This window comes from Mesorhizobium sp. L2C066B000, assembly GCF_000502335.1.
Lineage (GTDB): Bacteria > Pseudomonadota > Alphaproteobacteria > Rhizobiales > Rhizobiaceae > Mesorhizobium.
In genome coordinates this window covers 156669-175709 of record NZ_AYWZ01000011.1, presented here as the reverse complement: position 1 = coordinate 175709, position 19041 = coordinate 156669, and the positions used below count along the sequence as shown (strand labels likewise).

Below are 19041 nucleotides of genomic sequence, written 5' to 3'. Positions count from 1 at the left end.
GCTCTGCAAAAACCGTAGCAGCATGTTCGCAACCTGTTCACCCATGTTGATTTCACGAGTTTCCGACTGTCGGCATATAAGAGGGAGAGGTCCGATGGATTTCATGTTGATGGTGAACATTGCCGGCGGCATCCTTCTGGCCATCGCAATCCCCTCGGTGTGTCTCGTCGGATGGCTGTTTTACCGTTCGGGATCGGGACAATTGAGAGGCGAAAGCTGTGACAATGAAAAGCCCGCCACCGTGAGCCAGACCAGAAAACTCGTATTTTAGCACCGACGAAACAAAGCTCGCTATTCTGCGTTGAGGCTCGTCGAACAACGGAGCTTCACGAATGGATCCGGCAACTGCAGCTGTGATGATTTTGCTTTCTTGCAGTCCCGCCCAGGGAGTCTGCAAGCCACTCGATACATCACCGGCCATGTTCGGATCCCTTGACACATGCCAGTTGGCGTTAGCCGTGAGGCTCGAGGGCGCTCCCAACGGGGAGATCGTCGGGCGATGCAGTTCGATCGACCCCTCCGCTACAGGTTCCGTTCCAGCCGGGTATAGCACGATTGTCGTCACGCGGGGCACAGGGGCGGGTGCGGTGAGCAGTCGCTACATCGTGCCGCACAAAAACTGAAGCCAGTCCACCGTGAGGCAGCGGGCTATTCATTCTCGACCGGACAATTATAGGCTTTGCCCTCCCTCTATGAAGCCATAATCGGCATCGTTGGCTTCGCGCTCGTCGTCCGCTTCGCCATCGTCGTCGCCTTCCCTGTCATTGGTCCCGGTGACTTCGATGCCACTGGCCAGACAGGGTTCGAGATCCGGGTCGGGCTCTACGAAGTCGAGCAGCTACATCAGGCGTTCTTCATCATCGATCGAGCGACGGACCGCCATGTCCGAAAGGCAGAGGTTCGTGGCTGGATAGCGAAGAATCGCACACGGATTTCCCTCATTCGCATGGTTCGCAGAAATTAGCATGATCGCCTACTCTCATCTCGTCCGGCGTCGTCTGCCTCAAAGCAGCGCCGGTAAGGCTCGGCGCCCTTCTTGGTTTCTCCCCGTATGTCAAAAGGAGGTCGCCGGGCCTTACCAGGCCCCGCTGCTCATCGCTTGCGGGGTGTCCTGATGGCTGAGCTTGGCCCCGTGGCCTAACGGCCAGAACCAAACGTTCCGAAAAGCTTTCCCAGGCTGGCGGCAGCCGAAGGGCTGCACAAGAGGGATCGTCAGACCGCTCCTGGCGCACCACAGCGACACCACCAAGCTGTAAGTCAGGTCCATCGGCGCTGCTGATGAGTGCCCTCAGATGGATTGCGTTTGCCACGAAAAAGGAATCGTACCGGCCCGTTCTCAGCACGTCAGCCGGAACGGGCCATGGGCAGAGCAGCCGACTAGCTAAAATCGCAAGACGACCGAAGGACCACGTCGGCGATAGCACCGGACCCGACGGCGCCCGTGTCGCCAGTAACTACGGCAGACTCTTCTCCAGCCCCGCCGGCGGCGGCGCCGGTGGTAGTAATCTGGGTCGTAGTCTGGGTCGTAATCTTGGTCGTAGTAGCGCCGATGGTTGACCGGCTCCACTTCCGCGTGAGTACCTTCGTTGTCGAAGGCGTCTGGCGCGTCGAGTTCTTCGAGAATGCCACTTTTGGCCGCTGGAACACCGGCCAATGCGTTGATAGGCCGGACCGCGCTTGCAAAGGCTGCTGCCCCTGCAACGCCAAACATCGCTGTCAAAAAGGATCGCCGATGCATAGTAAACCTCCCAACTTACATGAGCTGAACGAAGCGCCCCGCCTGCTGAAGGAGCAGGCCCAGCGCACGGTAAAATAGAGGATTCGCCAGCCGCTCAAGCAACTCGCGAATCCTATCAGCGCAGGAAGGGACCTGGCTGCGCCGATCCAAGACATGTCAGCTAAGGACGACCGCCATTACCAGAAAGGTAACGGCTGTTGCAAAAATCGGTGCGAGCAACCATCGCGCCTGGCCAACACTTTGATCCATTTGTTCTCTCCCGTTGTGGAGAACCAACAACCTGAAGCCCTAATCCGTTCCGCCTAGTCCAAAGGTAAGACCATTGCGTTGTACGGTTCGGACTTTAGGCCAATCGGATTAGACAAAGGTGCGTAGGCGGGAACGTTTACCCCGGTTCAAAGTTGGTTGCCGGGCAGTGCGGGACGATGATCGTCGTGTGCCGGTCCTTGCAGGAGAGAAGATATGAAGATGCACATTGTGAACACCGCCGCAGCCATGTTGCTCTTGGCGGGGATCGGCTCCGCCGCCGCTGACGACATTATCATCCAGCCGGAACAGGACACGGTCATCCGTGAGTATGTCAAGAAGCAGCCCTTGGCTTCGGTGAACCTTCCCGGCGTGGAATTGAACGTCGGGACAGCTCTGCCGGAAACTGTGGAGATCCACGAGGTCCCGAACGTCAAATACCGTTACGTGGTGGTCGACAACCGCACGGTCCTGGTCGATCCGGGCACCCGCAAGATTGTCAAGGTCTACGACTGAGATTTCGAACGAACCCACACTCGCCACCCTTGGGTGGCGAGTGTGTGCATTCAAACGCTACTCATTCAAATTGCCACTCAGCTGGATACTGAACATGACGAACCCTGAACTCGAGAGGACGCAAGCCCTGGTTGCCCGCTTGGCTGATCTCCAAGCAAGAATGCAGGCAGCACGTTTTGTTGGAGCCGAGGTAACAACCGTCCGAAAGGTTGCAGCCATAATCGATGACGGCTTGCGACAAGCCGGCCTCACACCGTTAGAAATCGCAGAAGGTCAAGAGGAACAGTTTAGCGATACTAAATGTTCGACTGGCTATGGACAGCCGAACCGTACTCTCAGCAGATCAAGTCAGAGCAGCACGAGCCCTATTGAACTGGCCGCGTGTGCGACTTGCCGCCAAGGCCAATCTTAGCGAGACGGTGATCAGCGCTTTTGAGAACGGATAGAGGAAACCGCGTCCCCACAACATCGCCGCCATCCGCAAAGCGTTTGAGGATGCCGGAATCGTTTTCACCGTCCAAGGCACTCCATCGCTAACCCGCTCAGAAGGTGATAGCGGCCTAGCCGCCGATAATAGACGGTGGCGCGGCCGGGAGAAAAAAGGATAAAGGGGAAAAGCCCCTGTACCCTCTGCACCCGATCTCTAAAGCGGCCGCTAACCACCCATTATGTCGCTCTACGGGATTGCTTTGGCGGACTGGCCACGTCACTTCCGCCATACCCAATGCAAAGCGATACCGGCAGAGCTTGGTTACTGCTTCTGCACACGCGGCAGAAAAAGATGGACGCTTGTTCCTTCACCAGCTTCGCTCTCGATCCGAATGTGCCCGCCGGATTGTTGGACGAAGCCATAAACCTGGCTAAGTCCAAGTCCAGTCCCGCGTCCATCGGGTTTGGTGGTGAAGAACGGCTCGAAGACCTGCGCCAGAATCTCCTTGTTCATGCCGCAACCGGCATCGCGCACGGTCATACGAACGCACGAACCCGCCAGTGAATGCACGTCGTCGATGTCGTCAGCGACATCGCTAGTCTCGACCTGAGCGTTCCCACGCCGGCCATGGCGTCCTTGGCGTTCACCGCCAGATTGAGCATGGCGACATCGAGCTGGTTGGGGTCGATCAGAACAGGGCCAAGCGCCGCGTCCAAGTTGCGTTCAATTTTGATTGCACTCCCGAGCGTTCGTTCCAGCAGCATCGAAAGCTGTTCGATCCGTCCGTTCAGATCAATGCCTTCGGGCGTAAGCGACTGGCGCCGAGAAAACGCAAGCAATTGCTGCGTAAGTGCCCCGCCGTTCTGTGTTCGTTTGAGCAGTTCGTCGATCAGGATGGCTGATTTCGGATCGCCGGGATTTTCGGCGAGTTGCTTTTGCAGGAGCCGCAGGCCCGAGTCGAACGCTGCTATCAGATTGTTGATATCGTGAACTATGCCGGCTGCGAGGCGGCCAATTGCTTCGAGCTTCTGGGATTGACGTCGACGTTCCTCCTGCGCACGCTGCGAGGAAACGTCCCGAAGGCTGGCAAGGAGAGCAGGTGTCCCGTCCCAGTTAACCTCCACGACCCAGACGGCCATACGGATAGTCAACGCCCATGTGGGCCGGCAAGCATTCGAATGCACTCTGCGCGCAAGTGAACCCCTTGCGCTAACGCTTCGACGCGCCATCAAAGCATTGACCGCGCGGTAAAAGGAGCGTGCACCAAGTGAGGCCGGGTTCGTTTGGGACCTGCGTTTGGCCTGGGGCAAGGCGGCCCCGCCTGCCGCATCAAAAAGAAGCAAGCCAGACAGGCTTGGTATCAACCTGCTGATCATTTCCGCCGCGCCACCATGGCAAAACATGTTTGGGGGGCGATCGCACCGCTGATGGTCAGCGAAGGCCAACAAGTGGTCCGGCTACCCTTGGAGCCAATCCGCATTTCTGGCGATTTTCCCCTGGAGCAATCAGTGCATTGACATGAACTCGGCCGTTTTATTGGTCCTTGCTGAGTGCAGGTAATCGTGCCGGAACTCAGCAAGAAAGGCCAGTCCTTCCCAATCATGGATGGTCAATTGGCCATTCACAAGTGATGTAAGGCGCTTCTCCCGAAGAGACTTGAGCGTGCGGTTGATGTGGACTGCCGACAGCCCTGTCGCCTCGCCAAGGTCAGCTTGAGTCACAGCAAAAGCGCAGGTTTGATCGGACGCGAGTCCGGCGTCTTCCATACGTAGCATGATTTCACAGAGAAGGTGGGCCACTCGGCCAAGCGCTTGGCGCTTCCCGACATTGACCACCCATTCGCGGAAAATCGATGCATCAACCAGTGTCGTTCGCCAAAGATTTGCCGCCAGCCTGGGGTGGCGTTCGCAGAGCAGCCGGATAGCCGAGTGATCTATGAAGCCAACACTGCAAGCGCTCACCGTTCGAACGTCGCTATCCAACAGATCGAGGTGCAGGCTCAACAGATCGGGCATGTCGCCAGGCACATGATAAGCAGTGACCTGACGCTTCCCGTCTCCTGTTACCTTCGAGGTGCTGGCTAAGCCAGCCAGGACCATTATGCACCGGGACGGCTGGTCGCCTTCCCGAACCAAGTTCTGGTTTGCGCCAATCGCAACGATCCTTATTCTTACCGCGTCGAGAGCTTGACGCTCACTTGACGTGAGGGTGAAGGCACGATGGAACTTGGCGGTTAACGGGCTTTGATAAAGCATGTCGGCTCTCCGTTTGGGCGGGAGCGCTATGGTCTCTCAGTCACCCGCGGCCAGCAGAACGCGAATGATGCCCGACCTTATATCATAAACACCGGACCGACTTAACCTGTGATAAGTCTGGCACTGCTTCGGATCGTCCTTTCCTCCATCGGCAAACACAGGCTCAACAGGATTGGTGCTTACGAGGGAAGCGGCCCATCATCGGGCCTCGAGTTGCGCAGCTGCGGCAGCAGCTATAATAGATCGTTCTCAAATTCGAGGACTCACACCATGACCGACGCCCCCGACCACGCCCCTGAACTGGTAGAACTCACGGCGGATGTGGTATCGGCGTACGTCAGCAACAATCCCGTGCCGGTCGCGGGTTTGGCGGACCTGATAGCCTCAGTGCACGCGTCGCTGCCTGGGATTGGCCATCGCGTGGCTGCCGCGACCGAAGAACCAGTGCCTGCGGTAAATCCAAAGAAGTCAGTATTTCCCGATTACATCATCTGTCTTGAAGATGGTAAGCGGTTCAAAACCCTTCGGCGACATCTGCGCGTGGATTTCGGTCTCACTCCTGACGCGTATCGAACAAAGTGGAACTTGCCATCCACTTATCCGATGGTCGCTCCCAACTATGCGGCCTCACGGTCTGCCATGGCGAAGTCGATCGGTCTGGGTAGGAAGGCACCGCAGCCCACGGCAACTGTAACGGGCAAGGCAAGGCCGGCGGCTAAGGCTAAAGCGTAGCTTCCGCGATCACACCATTACCACCGCGCACCAATCGACGATGTATGCATCGCGGCGGACCTGTCCGCTCTTGGCCGGTGCCCACCCAGGTTCCCCAACCCACGGCGCCGGCCATTTGTGGCCCACACTTCAGTTTCGTATTGCTGCCCAAACTCTTCTTGTTGAAGACCGCTTACGACGTTACAATCCCGTTTGGCCTGATTGCTGGGAGGCAACGCCCTGGCTGACATCATTCCAATTCGCAAAGCACGCCCTTGTGTCGAAGTTGGCGAAGCCTGTGGCGAGGGGTTTTTTCGCGTGGTCGAGGAAGACCAGGAACTCACCCGATCATTCAAGCTCGAATCCTATGCTTTGGCCTTTGCAGAAGGCCAAAGGTCGCGTCTGCATCTCAACACGTTTTCCCGGCTGTAGAGTAGCGCGATGCAGATATCCGCAGGGTTACTGGCGAATTTGGGCGATAGCATCGAAGCCATTGCCGCCCACATTGCGACCATGGAAACGCGACAACTGCACCAATTGCTCAAGTCGTTGCCATCGAGATCGGAAATCGCCAGCGCGGAAATGGTGATGGGCACCCTGGTCTATCGCGAGATTGAACTGCGCCGCCGGCGGGGGACGGGCGGCAACGTGTTGCCCTTTCCGGGTCTCGTGACTCCACCTATTCAGCAGTAGATAGCGGCGCCGGACCTGTAAAGGCCGCCGCAATTAAGCAACGGGCCTGAGGGCGGGGTAGCGTCTTGATGCCAAGAAACCCCGCCGCGCGCGCAACAGCGGGTTTTCGTAGTCACGGCTACATCCGAGGAATCGACCGCTTAAGGCAGAATTGCTTGGTTGTCGTCGCGGTTCCATACCATTAGATCAACTGTGCCAGATGAAGACGTAAAAAAACCCGTTGCCAATTACGGCAACGGGCTTGAGCTACCGGGTAGGGTCAGGAAGGCAATATGTAGACCCAACAACACGATGCGCCACGCCTCATGATCGAGGTCTTAACCGAACCGCGACAATTCTAACCATCTTGTCGACGTGTGAATAACTTTGCTGACTCCAGATCATCGGCAGGGAAGACGTGATTTGACCTTGGCGGAACAGCCGCTCACGATGAGACGGCTTGGGAAGGCGCGAGATGCAAGTATGCAAAGACATGATTGTGGTGCCGCCGATCGGCGCACAGTTCGAGACGCCTGAATTCCTCGCCGAGATCAGCGCCCTGCTTGATGAGGCCTATCCCGACTACGATTTCACGATCACCACCATAAGCAAGTTTCGGGATGACAGCTTCGTGTTTATCCCGCTGCTCGGCAGCGTCGGTGGTGAAGGCTCCGTTTTAGCGGCTTACCCGGATATGACGGCAATGCAGGAGATGGGCAATCTCCTGTTCAAGCACATCATCGGCCATCACCATCGCGACATTAGGTGCCGCACGTGGCCCCAATCCGTTCCCGGACCTCCGTCTCACATCTGCCCTGGCGGCTAATCCTTTAGCGCATCCGCGCCGCTATCGTGGTCGCGATGACGTTGACGAAGGCGCTTCAGCAGATCGCGTGAGGCTTGGATCGCCCTGCGCGATTGATCCATGTTCTGGCGAAACGTGGCGCGTTCCTCCATGGACTTCTGCCACTTCAGCAAGGTGGCCGTAGTCGCAGTGGCCGCTTGAGCGNTGAATCGCCCTGCGCGATTGATCCATTTCTGGCGAAACGTGGCGCGTTCCTCCATGGACTTCTGCCACTTCAGCAAGGTGGCCGTAGTCGCAGTGGCCGCTTGAGCGATATCTATGGGCGTTGCAACCATCGCATCCTCCCAAAAAGGCAATGGTAAACGCAATCGTTATAGGCCCAACGAAACCCTTTCTTCAATCAAAAACGAACATACGGCACATGGCAAAATGGCTATTCGTCGGGCCGCTCGACGGAGGCTTCGTCGACCTCGGCTTCCATCTCGTCGTTGACGGTCTTGGTCTATCCAAAACCAGCCATCGGCACACCGTCAAAACCCTGCAGCCACCCGTCGGCATGTTCCTGCCAGTAATGGCACCTCACGCTCCTTGCCATCCTTGCACGCTTGGGCGCCGTACATCCAGGCGTAGGTGGCGCGCTCCTGATCTTTCTTAGGCACGGCGATTTGTGTCATCCTCAGCGAACGCCGGCTTGCCCGCTTCACGCTCGACGCCGAGCAGATCGAACTCGTCGTTCGCAAAGCACTTGGCCTTCAGCCAGTTGGTCGACGGTATTTGCTGTCCTTGCGCTTCGACACCTTGCCTTCAAGTCCGGCCTTGTCGAGCAAGTGAAAGATGGTCTTGGCTTCCCCCCGGCAGAGGCTCGCTGAACTGAATACGCCCGCCGGGCGCGATATAGCGCGGCCTCGGTCAGTCAGCCAAGCGGCATCGCGGTGCACGATAGCACCGAGAATCGCCGCGTACACGCTGCCGACTTCCTCTGCGCAGGATATGCCCAGCTTGTCCGCGCGGTCTTCCATCGCTTGCTCGGCCAGGTCGCTGATGCCAACGCGATTGTCTGCTGCGGAAGGACGCTGACTGTAAAAGCCCGCCCAACCTTTCGGCGGACGGGCTTCCACTGTCGGAACTGGAGAGTGTCATGTCGACAGCCCCGACAGGTCGGAAAGGGGTCGCTGGTTAGCGGCGCGAGATCAGCAAGCAGAGCCGGCGCAGCTCACGATCATAGGTATCTTCGTTGCTAAGCACTTCGACGCAGCGCTTCTTCATCCGAGTGACCTGGGCGTTCGACATATCGCCGACAACNTAGGTGTCTTCGTTGCTAAGCACTTCGACGCAGCGCTTCTTCATCCGAGTGACCTGGGCGTTCGACATATCGCCGACAACGCTAGCCAGATTCGGGTTGCTCGAAGCGGTCGGGTTGCTGGGGTTGGCGGCTGGATTGGTTCCAACGCCGACATTTACGTCGGTACCAACCCCGGTGACGACACCGACATTGGCGCTGCCGGTTCCGATGGAAGCAGTCGCTCCGCCAGTGTCGCCGACGGAGGCTGCGGCATTTGCCCCAGAACCGCCTAGGGACACGCTAGCCGTAGCGCCGCTGTTGCCGCCCACATTAGCGCTGGCGCCTCCGCTGCCGACGGATACCCCNGGGTTGCTCGAAGCGGTCGGGTTGCTGGGGTTGGCGGCTGGATTGGTTCCAACGCCGACATTTACGTCGGTACCGACCCCGGTGACGACACCGACATTGGCGCGGCCGGTGCCAATGGAAGCAGTCGCTCTGCCAGTGCCGCCGACGGAGGCTGCGGCATTTGCCCCAGAACTGCCTAGGGATACGCTAGCCGTAGCGCCGCTGTTGCCGCCCACATTAGCGCTGGCGCCTCCGCTGCCGACGGATACCCCGCCGACGCCTCCGACACTAATTCCAGCTGCTGTCGCTGGCATGCAAAGAGTGACGCACTAGAGTTTAAAAAACAAGCTAACGGCCAGCGAAAGATGCGTCTTCGGTCATTACTTGGTAATAGCAAGAGTCAGATATAATATAATTTTACTTTGACTAGGACGTGATTCCTCTACTTTGTCGTTCAATATCCTTGCCTAAGCACCCCATCGTCAATAATATTGTGCGGTGCAACAAGATTCAGAGATGGACCATGCGACGATCAGTAAGCGGCTAATACCGCCGATCTGACATACAATGCTATATTAGCTCCTCTTGACGAACCCGACCGGCGGGCGGAATCAGAATCCCGTCAGCGCAACCCTACAAAATCGCACTGGTCTGCCTGAAGCATCGCGACGATGGCCGACGATTTCTTTCGGAGATTTGAATGTCGCACAACGTGCTGCCCACCAAGCCGACCGCCGCGCTGAGCTCCGCGCAGTCACCGGTCTTGGCTACGGCCGGATCTATGATCAAAGCCCTGAGCCGGAGCCATCCGGGGTCTACGCCTGCCGCCCCGTATTTATTGTCACAACAAGGGGAACAACGGCAGCTCGGCCGTGTTGGGCCAGTTAAGCAATATTGCAGGAGCACAACATGCATTTCGTCAAAGCGCTTTTGGCTGCGATCACCATCGGTCTCATCAGCCCGGGGGCAATGGCTCAGACCGCGACGACGTCCCCGCAGGAATTTGTCAAAGCAGCTGCGAGTTCAGACATGTTCGAGATCCAGTCGAGTGAGTTGGCGCTGCGGAAATCGAAGACATCACGAGTGAAGGAATTCGCTCGCATGCTGATCAAGGACCACACGACTTCTTCCAAGCGGCTCATTGCGGCGGCAAAGAAGGACGACGTCGCAGTGGCGCCGGAGATGACAAGCAAGCATGCTGCCCAATTGGAAGCGTTGAGCAACGACAGCAGCGGGGCGTTCGATAACGCCTATATCGACGCCCAGGTGGCAGCGCACCAGGAAGCCCTGACGCTGATGACCTCCTATGCAGAAAACGGTCAGGCAAAACATCTGGCGGCTCATGCGAAAAAGACCGCGCCGGTGATCCGGCAGCATTTCAAACATGCCCAGCAACTGAGCAAGAGCGGTTCTCAGGGCTGAGTGGATCTGGCCATGACGTTGGTTCTTCGCGGCGCTGTGGAGTCTGTGGCCAACACTGCCTCCGCCCTCAGGGACGCTGCAACCTTTAAGCGGTGGTCGATGCAGGAACTCTAAAGGTGCGTCGCTCAGGTAGTCCGGCGTGCAAGCACCAGCGTCGTCGAAGTTGCCAAACGAACAGGAGACCTGACATGCCAAAGCTAAACGAGACCTCGCATTCGAGACGAAGTGACTTCGCCAATGATGAACCCATTCGCCCGGAGGATGCCGCCGTGTTGGACAGCCCCGTGGGCCACGAAGACAGGCACGGCGCGGAGCCAGGTTTCGTGGGAGCCGACGATGTCGACCAGCCGCTCGGCGCAAGGCCCCGCAGCGAAATTACGGGTCGTCATGATGAAGGGGCAGGCGCCAATGAGACGATGGACGGCTTAAGCGAAACCGAGGAACTGACCCGCAGCTACGCCGAGGACATACCAACCGGTGACAATGATGAGGACGAGGAAGACATCCCTGTCTTCGAAAGAGGCCGAAGCAACACCGACCTCTGAGCGGCGCCAAGTCTGAACCCACGGTGAGGAACATGACAATGAGCACATTCGCACTTCGGATTGTGTCTTTGGGGCTCCGGGCTTTTTTGGGGCTGGGGGCCTCGCTGATTTTGGGCGCCCAGGCATCTGCGCAGACAAGTCAGCCGGCTCAACAATCCGGCGACTCATCGCAAACAGGCAAGCACGATCGTCTGCCGGCGCAAGGATCGTCGCCGACCGCCAAGGATGATGTCGGCGTTGACGTCTCGCTCGGCCGGCCGGAGGTGAAGCAACAGGTTGCAAGACATCTAGGAGTGGCTGAGACCGAGTTGCCACTGGCGGTGCATGTGCCGATCGCGCTCGCTTCGCAAGTCTGCGGGCAAGAGGTATTTACCGCCCGCGCCAATGTAAACCGAAGCTGCACCGCGACGAAGTTCATTCCGGAAATCGCCGAGGCGGCACGCAACCATCCACAAACCTCCGCGGTACCGGAGCAGTAGCATCGAAATGTCCGAACCCGGCGCGACGGTCGCGCCATGCTTACCCTAGGATAGCGCTCCAACCCGGCGTAAATCAGCCCCACCGCCGTCTGTTGGCGGCATGCATGATGGCGTTCGCCGCCGTCTCTTAACCAATGTGAATGCTGTCGCTCCGCAGCCACGCTACGAGATCCTGTCCGAAGCGGAGGCAGGCAGATGCCACTGGAGTCCCTGATCGATCAAAATCTGAGCAGCCGCAAGCGGCGGGGTCTTTTGTCGACACGGCATGCTCTCGAGGCGTTGAAAGAGGCCCTTCCGGCGCTGTCGATCGGCGAAAGCCATCTTGTCAATATGATCGCCGAGCGAGCGCTCGCCTTTGGCCTCGCCATCCACTTCGATCATTCGGGCGAGAATGCCGGGTAAGACATCCACGAGAGCGTCTGCTGATGCCACAGGACGAGGAACTCGGTGTCGCGTAGTTCCATCTTCATTGCCTGGCGGTCGGGCAAACATTCCGAGGCTGCTCCCATCCGTGTTCTGGGCGGGTGGTGAAAGTCGCCGAAGCGATGCCACGGCGTGCGCCGAGCCCACCCCGGCATTGGACAAGCTCCCCCAGCTTTCGCCAGCTGGAGCTTACTTCTACTCACAGCAGCCCTAGCGAGGCTCGATGGGCCTTCGCGTACGGCGGTTTCGGAACTTTTGCTCCAGCGGGCGGTTCGGGCCGACGAATTGAGGTTGAAGGAGAAGATGATGACGGACAACAAAAGCGAGCGTGATTTTGGCGACAGGAACCGGGTCTCGTCCAACGAACGCAACGAACACTTCCATTTTGCCCAGCAGAACGGCATAACGCCTGAGCAGGCGATGGAGCTCATCATAGCCGCCGGGAATGACCGCGCCTCGTTGCGGCTGCGAAGGAATTGAAGTCAGTTTCCCGGGGCGGCTCGCTTACGGCATGTCGCTATCGAGGAGGACCTTGAGCCGTGGTGAGAATTTGAGTGTATCGTCATGCTGACGCACACGCGGGCAGGTCGAGCGTGAAAGTGACAATTGTACCCTGCCCAACATGCGGCAAGCACTGGAGGTTCGAGGCTGCGCAGATCTCCTATCGTGACCCCGAACCATAATCCACTCCAACCCGAGTCCTGGACGCACGGCGTAGCAACGAGCCTACTTCCTGCCGTCGTTCAATAATAATCCCGCGCCGCAGTCAGCCACGAGATCACCGTCGTCTGCCGGACGCGTGTCGGCTTCCAAACTGACAAACGCACCGCCTTTGTAGCGACGCTTTCCAGCCACGATCACCTGCGCAGCTTTGCCGCGCTCGCTGCGCACCAATAATTTCCATCTCCTTCCCTCAAACTGATCTTGCGCAGGCGGTCGTTTTGCCGCTGGCAGGCGCTGTCCTTCCGCTTCGATCGCGGTAGCGCCCAGTATCAACGCTGGCGGATCAAACCGCACAATCAGCACCTCAAAGCTGATCAGCAGAAGCAGCAGTGAATCAGGATCTTGTCGATCAGGGTCCAAAGGGGCCGAGCACATATGTCTGGGCACGGTGACCGTGGCATAGCCGGCGCTGCAATGACGGCGTCGGCGCCCGGAGCCGGAAAGCCCAACTAAGAAAATCGTCGGCGGTGCCGATCTCGAAGAAATTCTAGCCCGGCACGGTGAACAGGCTGGGGGCCGCATCGCGATATAGGATTCAGCACAGCTCTGGCGGCACCGAGTTGATCGACCCACTCCCGCTCGACGGCCCCGGCTACGTCCATGGTCAGCACGCGCAGCATGGTCAGCTGGCGCTTCATCGCGCGCAGATCGCGACGGTCGGCCTCTTTCGGCTCATGAAAACGTCGCTCTGTGTTTGCTAGACGCGGTGCTGGATCGGTTACCACGCGTCAGATCTGGATCATCACGTTGCCGGCCTCGATTCTCACCGGATAGATCGCGAGATTGACGCAGACCGGCGCGCCCTGGCCTGGCCGGTGTTGTAATTGAAGCGGCCATTGTGCTTCGGGCATCGATGACGTCGTCGATCACCAGCTTTCGGCTAGATGCGCCTTCTCATGCGTCCAATATCCGTCGGTGGCGAAGAACTCGTCATCGGGCGAGCGGCAAACCGGGAGGATCGAAGCAGATGACATCCTCTTTGGAGATGTCGTCCACCGCGCACGCTTCGATCCAGTCAGCAATCTCCGGCTCCGGCAAAATTCGCTGTCGCTATTCAGCGGCCGCCGACATATCCACCTGGTGAAATTCGCCGCGATAGGGTCTGGCTGTCGGCGGCAATTTCCGCTTAAGATAGAAATCCTCATATTTCAGCTGTCGAAGCAGCACCGGCCAGACCTCGCGATAGGCATGCCACATCGACGGGTTCGCCACCGGCAGGTCGTGCTTGATCAGCTCGTGCAGTCTTGGCAGCGCATGATAGGGCACCATCGGGAACATATGGTGTTCGACGTGATAATTCATGTTCCAGTAGATGAAGCGGCTGACCGGGTTCATGTAGACGGTGCGCGTGTTCAGCCGGTGGTCGACGACATTGTCGGCCAACCNGGTAGCCGGCCAGGATCGACGGCGTCGGCGCCGGCAGATCGTGCTTGATCAGCGCATGCAGTTTGGGCAGCGCATGATAGGGCACCATCGGGAACATGTGGTGTTCGACGTGATAATTCATGTTCCAGTAGATGAAGCGGCTGACCGGGTTCATGTAGACGGTGCGCGTGTTCAGCCGGTGGTCGACGACATTGTCGGCCAGGCCGATATGCTGCAGCAACCCTGTCAGCACCATGTGCCAGCTGCCATAGAGGCGCGGCAGGCCGATCAGCACCAGCGGCAGCAGCGACCACGTGAACAACGCCAGCCCGACTGTCGCCGCATAGATGGCGACATGCCAGCGCGCAGCGATCACCGCCTTGTGCTGCTCCATCTCGGGGATATAGCTCTTCTCTTCATCGGACAGCTTGCCGAACGCCTGGCGCACCAGCGTCGGCAGCGAATAGCGGAAATCGAGAATACCGGTGAAGGCGAGCGCCGCCCGCAGCAGATCTGGGGGGCGCATGACGGCGATTTCGGCATCGCGGCCGACGATGATGGTATCGGTGTGATGGCGGGCATGGCTCCAGCGCCATTGCACTGGGTTGCGCATCAGCATGAAGCTTGAGATCTGGTAGACGACATCGTTCATCCAGCGCGTCCGGAACGCGGTGCCGTGGCCGCATTCGTGCCAGCGCGAGTCGCTCGACGAGCCGTAAAGCACGCCATAGACGAACAGGAACGGCACCACCCACCACGTGCCCCAGAACCATACGATGCCGGCGGCCGACACCAGGATCGCCGCGACCCAGATGATCGTGTCGCGGATCGCCGGCCCGTCGGAGCGTTGCATCAACTCCTTGATCGCCTTGCGCGGGACATCGGTGTGATACCATTCGGCCGAAGCCAATCCGGTCTCGATGGCGCGCTTGGTGCTTTCACCGACCAGGCTGTAGTCGCGCTTCCTGCTTGCCGTCATCGTCATCTCCGTTTCCCGCCTGCGCTCCGCAAGGGCCGCCTGGGGTCGGCCGGGCCGCGCCTGCTTCCGTATTCCGGCGCACTTCCCGCCCGCCGCGGCAACCGATCGTGTGTTTCAAGCCGGTCACGCCTGCAGTCTCGCAAAAGCGCCCGACGGCGCAGGGTAATCCTGTTGCGGCTGCCGGGCGATCGACCCTATCCTCGCTTCCGCTTGGGCGATCTGACCGGCACCGTCGAGCACCCGGAACACGGCGTCATAGGAGCGGCTTTCGCCATGGTCCAGCCAGATCATCTCGCCCCGTTCGCGCGCGGCGAGATTGCCCAGAACATGATGCGTCGAGGGTTCGATTCCCAACGCATATAGGCCGGCCTGGAAGTTCTGCCACTGATAGGTGCAGGGCAGCTGATCCTTGCGGGTAACGACCTCGAAGCCGAGGCCCAGGTGGTCATTGACGACGGCCACCGGCACCTCGCCCGCCGCATCGGCGCCAAGCTCGTGCTCCCAGACCTGCTCGCTGAATCCGAGCTGCGGCGCCGGCACGGTTCGGTAGCCGACCTTCTGCGCCTCGTAGCGTTCGCCGGCGTGCGCCGCCCAGACGACATCCCGGATCGGCGCCAGGTAGCGCGAACCCTCGTCGAGCAAGGGATGGCTGACGTTGACGTGATAGAAATACATATGCGGCGTGCGGCTGAAACCGTGATTGACGACGCGGTCCGACAGGCGGATCTCGCTGCCGCCGACATCGGCCTCGATGCGGCGCAGCAACTGGAGATCCTCGCCGAACACGGTTGCCTGCTGGACAATGCCTTCCGCCCACAGCACGCACCGGTCGCCGTCCCAGGCCTCGCCGTAGCCGGTCAGCCGCGCCGGCACGGTGCCGATGCGGCCATGCAGCGAATGCAATACCCGCTTGCGCCCCGGATAATTGTAGCTTTCGGCCGGCACGTCTTCCCGGCCCAGTATATGGTCGAGGCCGCAGGTGACGAGCAGCCCCGAGAACGACCGGCCAAAGGCGAAGCCGTCCTCCCCTTCATGCTCGTGCAGTCCGGGGTGGCGAAAGCCGCTCGGCGAATGCCAGCCGATCGCCTGGCCCCGGAAGTCGCAATCGGCGATATCGAGCGCCCGGTCGACCAGCGCCGTGAAGCGCAGGCCGGAGCCGGTGCGGAACTCGAGCATCCGGATGCCGCGCTCCACGCCGTCGCCGAGCGTCATCAGCCGCACGCCGGCAAACTGCGACAGCATGCCGGACCGCTCGGCCACCTGCCTTCGCGACAGCGTCTTGCCGTAAAGCTCTACCATGCGACGTCCTTCACTTTGCCCTCGCCTCCTTGAGCAAGGCCGACATGTCGGCGCCGGTGATGATGCTTTCCACCGTCAACAGGTCGGTGTCGGCGACCGTCTGTTCCGCGACGATTTCGCCGCGGCGCATGACGATGATGCGGTCGGCGACCTGGAACACGTGGTGGATGTTGTGGGTGATGAGCAGCACCGAGTGGCCGGCGTCGCGCACCTCCTTGACGAAGCGCAGCACGCCGTGGGTTTCCTCGACTCCAAGATTGTTGGTCGGCTCGTCGAGTATGATCACCTTGGCGGCGAACTGCATGGCGCGCGAGATCGCGATCGATTGCCGCTCACCGCCCGAGAGCGTGCTAACCAGTGCATCGGCATCGAGCTTTTTCGAAATGCCGACCCGCTTCAGCAGCGCCGAGGCGGCGTTGCGAAGCTTGGCGAGGTCGAGGGGCGCGAACACGCCGAGCCAGCCGAAATTGACCGGCTCCCGACCCAAGAAAAGATTGCGCGCGATGCTGAGGTCCGGCGCGAGCGATGTGTCCTGATGGATAGTCTCGATGCCGAGGTCCATCGCGTCGCGCGTCGAGCGGATCGACGCCTTCTCGCCGCGCACGAAGATGTCGCCGTGGTCGGCCGGGAAGACGCCGGAGATCGCTTGGATCAGCGTCGACTTGCCGGCGCCATTGTCGCCAAGCAGGGCAACCACCTCGCCTTCGTTGAGGGTGAACGAGGCGTTCTTCAGCGCACGCACGTTGCCGAAGGACTTTTGCAGGTCTTGCAGACGCAGCACTTCCATCCTCAGCTCCTTGCGGCGTTCTTCTGCAGCAAAGCGTGCAGGATGAGCATGGCGAGGATGATGACGCCGACGAAGATGTTGTATGCCAAGCCCGGCACACCGATCAGCACGATGCCGTTGCGGATGGCGCGCAGCATCAGCGCGCCGACGATGGTGCCGAGGATGGTGCCGCGCCCGCCGGTGAGCGCCGTGCCGCCGACCACCACCATGGCGATCACTTCGAGTTCGTAGCCGGTGCCGGCCACCGGCGAGGCGGCCGAAATCCGGAACGCGCTGATCATGCCGGCCAGCCCGGCCACCACCGAGGTCAGGATGAACAGCCAGATCTTGACCGCGTCGGCCGGCACGCCGCGCGCCACCGCTGCGTTGCGGTTGCTGCCGATGGCGCTGATCCAGTTGCCGAGCTTGGCGTAGCGCAGGATGTAAATCGCCAGCAGCGACAGGCCGATGAACCACCAGAGCGAGGTGTAGAACCGGAACGAGCCTACATTGAAGCTGCCGGCAAGCAGCGTGACGAAGAAGCCGGGCTGGTCCCACGACTTCAGGGGGAATCCCTGCGTGATGTAGAGCGCCGCGCCGCGCACGACGAGCAGCATCGACAGCGTGACCAGGAAGGAGGAAATGCCGATCTTGGTGACGATCAGCCCGTTGATGGCGCCGATCGCGATGCACAGCACAAGCCCGGCCAGGAGGGCGACGCCGATGTCGATACCGCCATTCTGCACCAGCAGCATCACCACGACGGGCGCAAGGCCGAACACGGCGCCGACCGACAGATCGAACTCGCCCGCCGTCAGCAGCAGCGTCATGCCGAGAGCGATGATGCCGAGCTCGGGCAGGAACGCCATCATGTTGGATATGTTGAGCGGCGACAGGAAGTTGCCGTCGGCGATGGCGAATACCACGAGCAGCACGATGAGGATGATGAGCGAGGAGAATTGCGGCGAACGCAGCAGCGCAGACCTGCCCTTCGCTCGCTGCGTGTCGTCGTCTGCTGTGATTGCCATATCTGTCAGGACCATGCGTTTCGTCCGGCGCCCGCCATTTCGGGGCGGGCGCCGATTGTCGTCACTTGTTGTAGAGTTTCAGGATCGGCTCGACGCTCGAGGCGTCGTAGAGGCTGAATGTGTGAATGTCGTAGCCGATCGGCTCGCCAGAGGCCGCAAGCCCGAGCAGCGCCACCGGCATGAAGCCCTGCGCCGACGGGTACTGCCAGGCCGCAGCATTGACGAAGCCGGACTTGACCGCCTCGGCCGTCTCCTTTGAGTTGCCCCAGCCGACGACCGGGACCTTGCCGGCCGACACACCGGCCCCGTCGAAGACGCGTTTGATGCTTGCTGCCACGGAATCGCCGAGTGCAATGATTGCCGGCGGATTGTTGGCGACCATGTAGTCGGTCATCTTGGCGATGATGCCGGCCGGGTCGGTGCCGCAATCGACCACGTCGTACTTGATGCCGAGCGGATCGAAGACGCTGGCGATGCCCTCGGTCTCGAGCTGCTGGTAGCTGGCGCCCGGCACTTCGACCGGCAGGAACACCTTGTCGCCCTGCTTCACCATCTTGTGGTCGACGAGATACTTGGCCCAGATGACGCCCGCTTCCCTGAGGTCGGCCCCGACATAGGCCTGCCGCCCGGTCGCCGGATCATCGGTGTTGAAGAACACGATCGGTATGCCGGCGGCCTTGGCGGCCTTCACCTCCTCCGTCCACAGGCCGGGCTGAGCCGAGGTGGTAGCGATGCCGTCCGGCTTGGCGGCGAGCGCCGAGTTGAAAGCCTCCTTCTGCGCCGCCATGTCGCCGCCGCTGAACGAGATCTTGCAGGTCACCTTGAGCTGGTCGCAGGCCTTGGTCGCGCCGGCATTCCAGTCGATCCAGAACGCGTCCGAAGGGCCACCATGCGACAGCAGATAGAAGGTCTTCTGGCCGTCCTGCGCGAATGCCGGCAGGCTCAAGGAGACCCCGGCCACCAGCGTTGCCGCGGCAGCCACTTTCAATGCGAATTTCAACATTCATTCCTC

General features: G+C 60.0%; 21 protein-coding genes and 3 pseudogenes. 11 read left to right on the top strand and 13 right to left on the bottom strand.

The genetic code is table 11. The features are described from left to right. The first annotated feature begins 94 nt into the window (after nt 1-94). The 3 genes from X733_RS1000000169710 to X733_RS144755 all read left to right on the top strand — a co-directional run bounded on the left by X733_RS1000000169710 (nt 95) and on the right by X733_RS144755 (nt 2500). On the top strand, nt 95-271 hold the full coding sequence (locus X733_RS1000000169710; RefSeq protein ID WP_023708898.1) for a hypothetical protein: 177 nt from the start codon (nt 95-97) through the stop codon (nt 269-271). Between the two features lie 408 nt (nt 272-679). Next, on the top strand, nt 680-964 hold the full coding sequence (locus X733_RS144740; protein ID WP_023819405.1) for a hypothetical protein: 285 nt from the start codon (nt 680-682) through the stop codon (nt 962-964). Between the two features lie 1236 nt (nt 965-2200). Then, on the top strand, nt 2201-2500 hold the full coding sequence (locus tag X733_RS144755; RefSeq protein ID WP_023819403.1) for a DUF1236 domain-containing protein: 300 nt from the start codon (nt 2201-2203) through the stop codon (nt 2498-2500). Nucleotides 2501-3251: 751 nt separating this feature from the next. On the opposite strand, the gene X733_RS1000000167275 is transcribed toward X733_RS144755, so the two are convergent. The 3 genes from X733_RS1000000167275 to X733_RS144760 form a co-directional block, all read right to left on the bottom strand. Beyond that, nucleotides 3252-3470, bottom strand: a complete 219-nt coding sequence (locus tag X733_RS1000000167275; protein ID WP_023750620.1) for an ATP-binding protein — start codon at nt 3468-3470, stop codon at nt 3252-3254. Further along, on the bottom strand, nt 3467-4069 hold the full coding sequence (locus X733_RS01000000166450; protein ID WP_023819402.1) for a hypothetical protein: 603 nt from the start codon (nt 4067-4069) through the stop codon (nt 3467-3469). The genes X733_RS1000000167275 and X733_RS01000000166450 overlap by 4 nt, the downstream gene beginning before the upstream one ends. Nucleotides 4070-4435: 366 nt before the next feature. Continuing rightward, nucleotides 4436-5185 carry a Crp/Fnr family transcriptional regulator gene (locus X733_RS144760; protein WP_023819401.1) on the bottom strand — a complete coding sequence of 250 codons (750 nt, stop codon included), beginning with the start codon at nt 5183-5185 and terminating at the stop codon, nt 4436-4438. 270 nt (nt 5186-5455) lie between these two features. Between X733_RS144760 and X733_RS144765 the strand changes: the two genes are divergently transcribed. The 3 genes from X733_RS144765 to X733_RS144780 all read left to right on the top strand — a co-directional run bounded on the left by X733_RS144765 (nt 5456) and on the right by X733_RS144780 (nt 7394). After that, nucleotides 5456-5917: a MucR family transcriptional regulator gene (locus X733_RS144765; protein ID WP_023819400.1), complete on the top strand. Its 462-nt coding sequence runs from the start codon at nt 5456-5458 to the stop codon at nt 5915-5917. 420 nt (nt 5918-6337) lie between these two features. After that, nucleotides 6338-6589, top strand: coding sequence for a hypothetical protein (locus X733_RS144775; RefSeq protein ID WP_023819398.1), 252 nt, complete (start codon nt 6338-6340; stop codon nt 6587-6589). 454 nt (nt 6590-7043) lie between these two features. Beyond that, entirely contained in the window at nt 7044-7394 is a 351-nt protein-coding gene (locus tag X733_RS144780) for a hypothetical protein (RefSeq protein WP_155924248.1), read from the top strand. A 731-nt stretch (nt 7395-8125) separates the two neighbouring features. Here the strand turns inward: X733_RS144780 and X733_RS1000000170935 are convergent. Then, a complete protein-coding gene (locus X733_RS1000000170935; RefSeq protein ID WP_245274476.1) occupies nt 8126-8491 on the bottom strand; it encodes a hypothetical protein in 366 nt (121 codons plus the stop codon). 1418 nt (nt 8492-9909) lie between these two features. Here X733_RS1000000170935 and X733_RS144800 point away from each other — a divergent pair. From X733_RS144800 to X733_RS01000000166445, 5 genes are all read left to right on the top strand, one after another. After that, nucleotides 9910-10422, top strand: coding sequence for a DUF4142 domain-containing protein (locus X733_RS144800; RefSeq protein ID WP_023819393.1), 513 nt, complete (start codon nt 9910-9912; stop codon nt 10420-10422). 188 nt (nt 10423-10610) lie between these two features. Further along, nucleotides 10611-10967 carry a hypothetical protein gene (locus X733_RS144805; RefSeq protein WP_023746331.1) on the top strand — a complete coding sequence of 119 codons (357 nt, stop codon included), beginning with the start codon at nt 10611-10613 and terminating at the stop codon, nt 10965-10967. 38 nt (nt 10968-11005) lie between these two features. Beyond that, nucleotides 11006-11446, top strand: a complete 441-nt coding sequence (locus X733_RS144810) for a hypothetical protein (protein ID WP_155924247.1) — start codon at nt 11006-11008, stop codon at nt 11444-11446. A gap of 195 nt (nt 11447-11641) precedes the next feature. After that, entirely contained in the window at nt 11642-11848 is a 207-nt protein-coding gene (locus X733_RS144815; RefSeq protein ID WP_023819391.1) for a hypothetical protein, read from the top strand. Between the two features lie 324 nt (nt 11849-12172). Continuing rightward, nucleotides 12173-12349, top strand: coding sequence for a DUF3606 domain-containing protein (locus X733_RS01000000166445; protein ID WP_245274475.1), 177 nt, complete (start codon nt 12173-12175; stop codon nt 12347-12349). A 246-nt stretch (nt 12350-12595) separates the two neighbouring features. Here X733_RS01000000166445 and X733_RS1000000170315 read toward each other — a convergent pair whose 3' ends face one another. The 9 genes and pseudogenes from X733_RS1000000170315 to X733_RS144845 all read right to left on the bottom strand — a co-directional run bounded on the left by X733_RS1000000170315 (nt 12596) and on the right by X733_RS144845 (nt 19032). Then, nucleotides 12596-12952: a hypothetical protein gene (locus X733_RS1000000170315; protein WP_156932493.1), complete on the bottom strand. Its 357-nt coding sequence runs from the start codon at nt 12950-12952 to the stop codon at nt 12596-12598. A gap of 30 nt (nt 12953-12982) precedes the next feature. After that, nucleotides 12983-13268: pseudogene (locus X733_RS1000000171525) on the bottom strand (3-methyl-2-oxobutanoate hydroxymethyltransferase); the annotation flags it as partial. A gap of 52 nt (nt 13269-13320) precedes the next feature. Further along, a pseudogene (locus X733_RS01000000166440) lies at nt 13321-13615 on the bottom strand (Rieske 2Fe-2S domain-containing protein). Nucleotides 13616-13642: 27 nt separating this feature from the next. Continuing rightward, entirely contained in the window at nt 13643-13894 is a 252-nt protein-coding gene (locus X733_RS1000000168440; RefSeq protein ID WP_245274473.1) for a fatty acid desaturase, read from the bottom strand. 97 nt (nt 13895-13991) lie between these two features. Next, nucleotides 13992-14942, bottom strand: a pseudogene (locus X733_RS0135265) (fatty acid desaturase family protein); the annotation flags it as partial. A 117-nt stretch (nt 14943-15059) separates the two neighbouring features. Then, nucleotides 15060-16235: an aldose 1-epimerase family protein gene (locus X733_RS144830; protein ID WP_023819389.1), complete on the bottom strand. Its 1176-nt coding sequence runs from the start codon at nt 16233-16235 to the stop codon at nt 15060-15062. Between the two features lie 10 nt (nt 16236-16245). Continuing rightward, nucleotides 16246-17022, bottom strand: coding sequence for an ATP-binding cassette domain-containing protein (locus X733_RS144835; RefSeq protein WP_031193677.1), 777 nt, complete (start codon nt 17020-17022; stop codon nt 16246-16248). A gap of 2 nt (nt 17023-17024) precedes the next feature. Beyond that, nucleotides 17025-18029 (bottom strand): ABC transporter permease, encoded by a 1005-nt coding sequence (locus tag X733_RS144840; RefSeq protein WP_050586906.1) that lies wholly within the window; start codon nt 18027-18029, stop codon nt 17025-17027. A gap of 61 nt (nt 18030-18090) precedes the next feature. Beyond that, entirely contained in the window at nt 18091-19032 is a 942-nt protein-coding gene (locus tag X733_RS144845; protein WP_023689426.1) for a substrate-binding domain-containing protein, read from the bottom strand. Nucleotides 19033-19041: the final 9 nt, after the last annotated feature.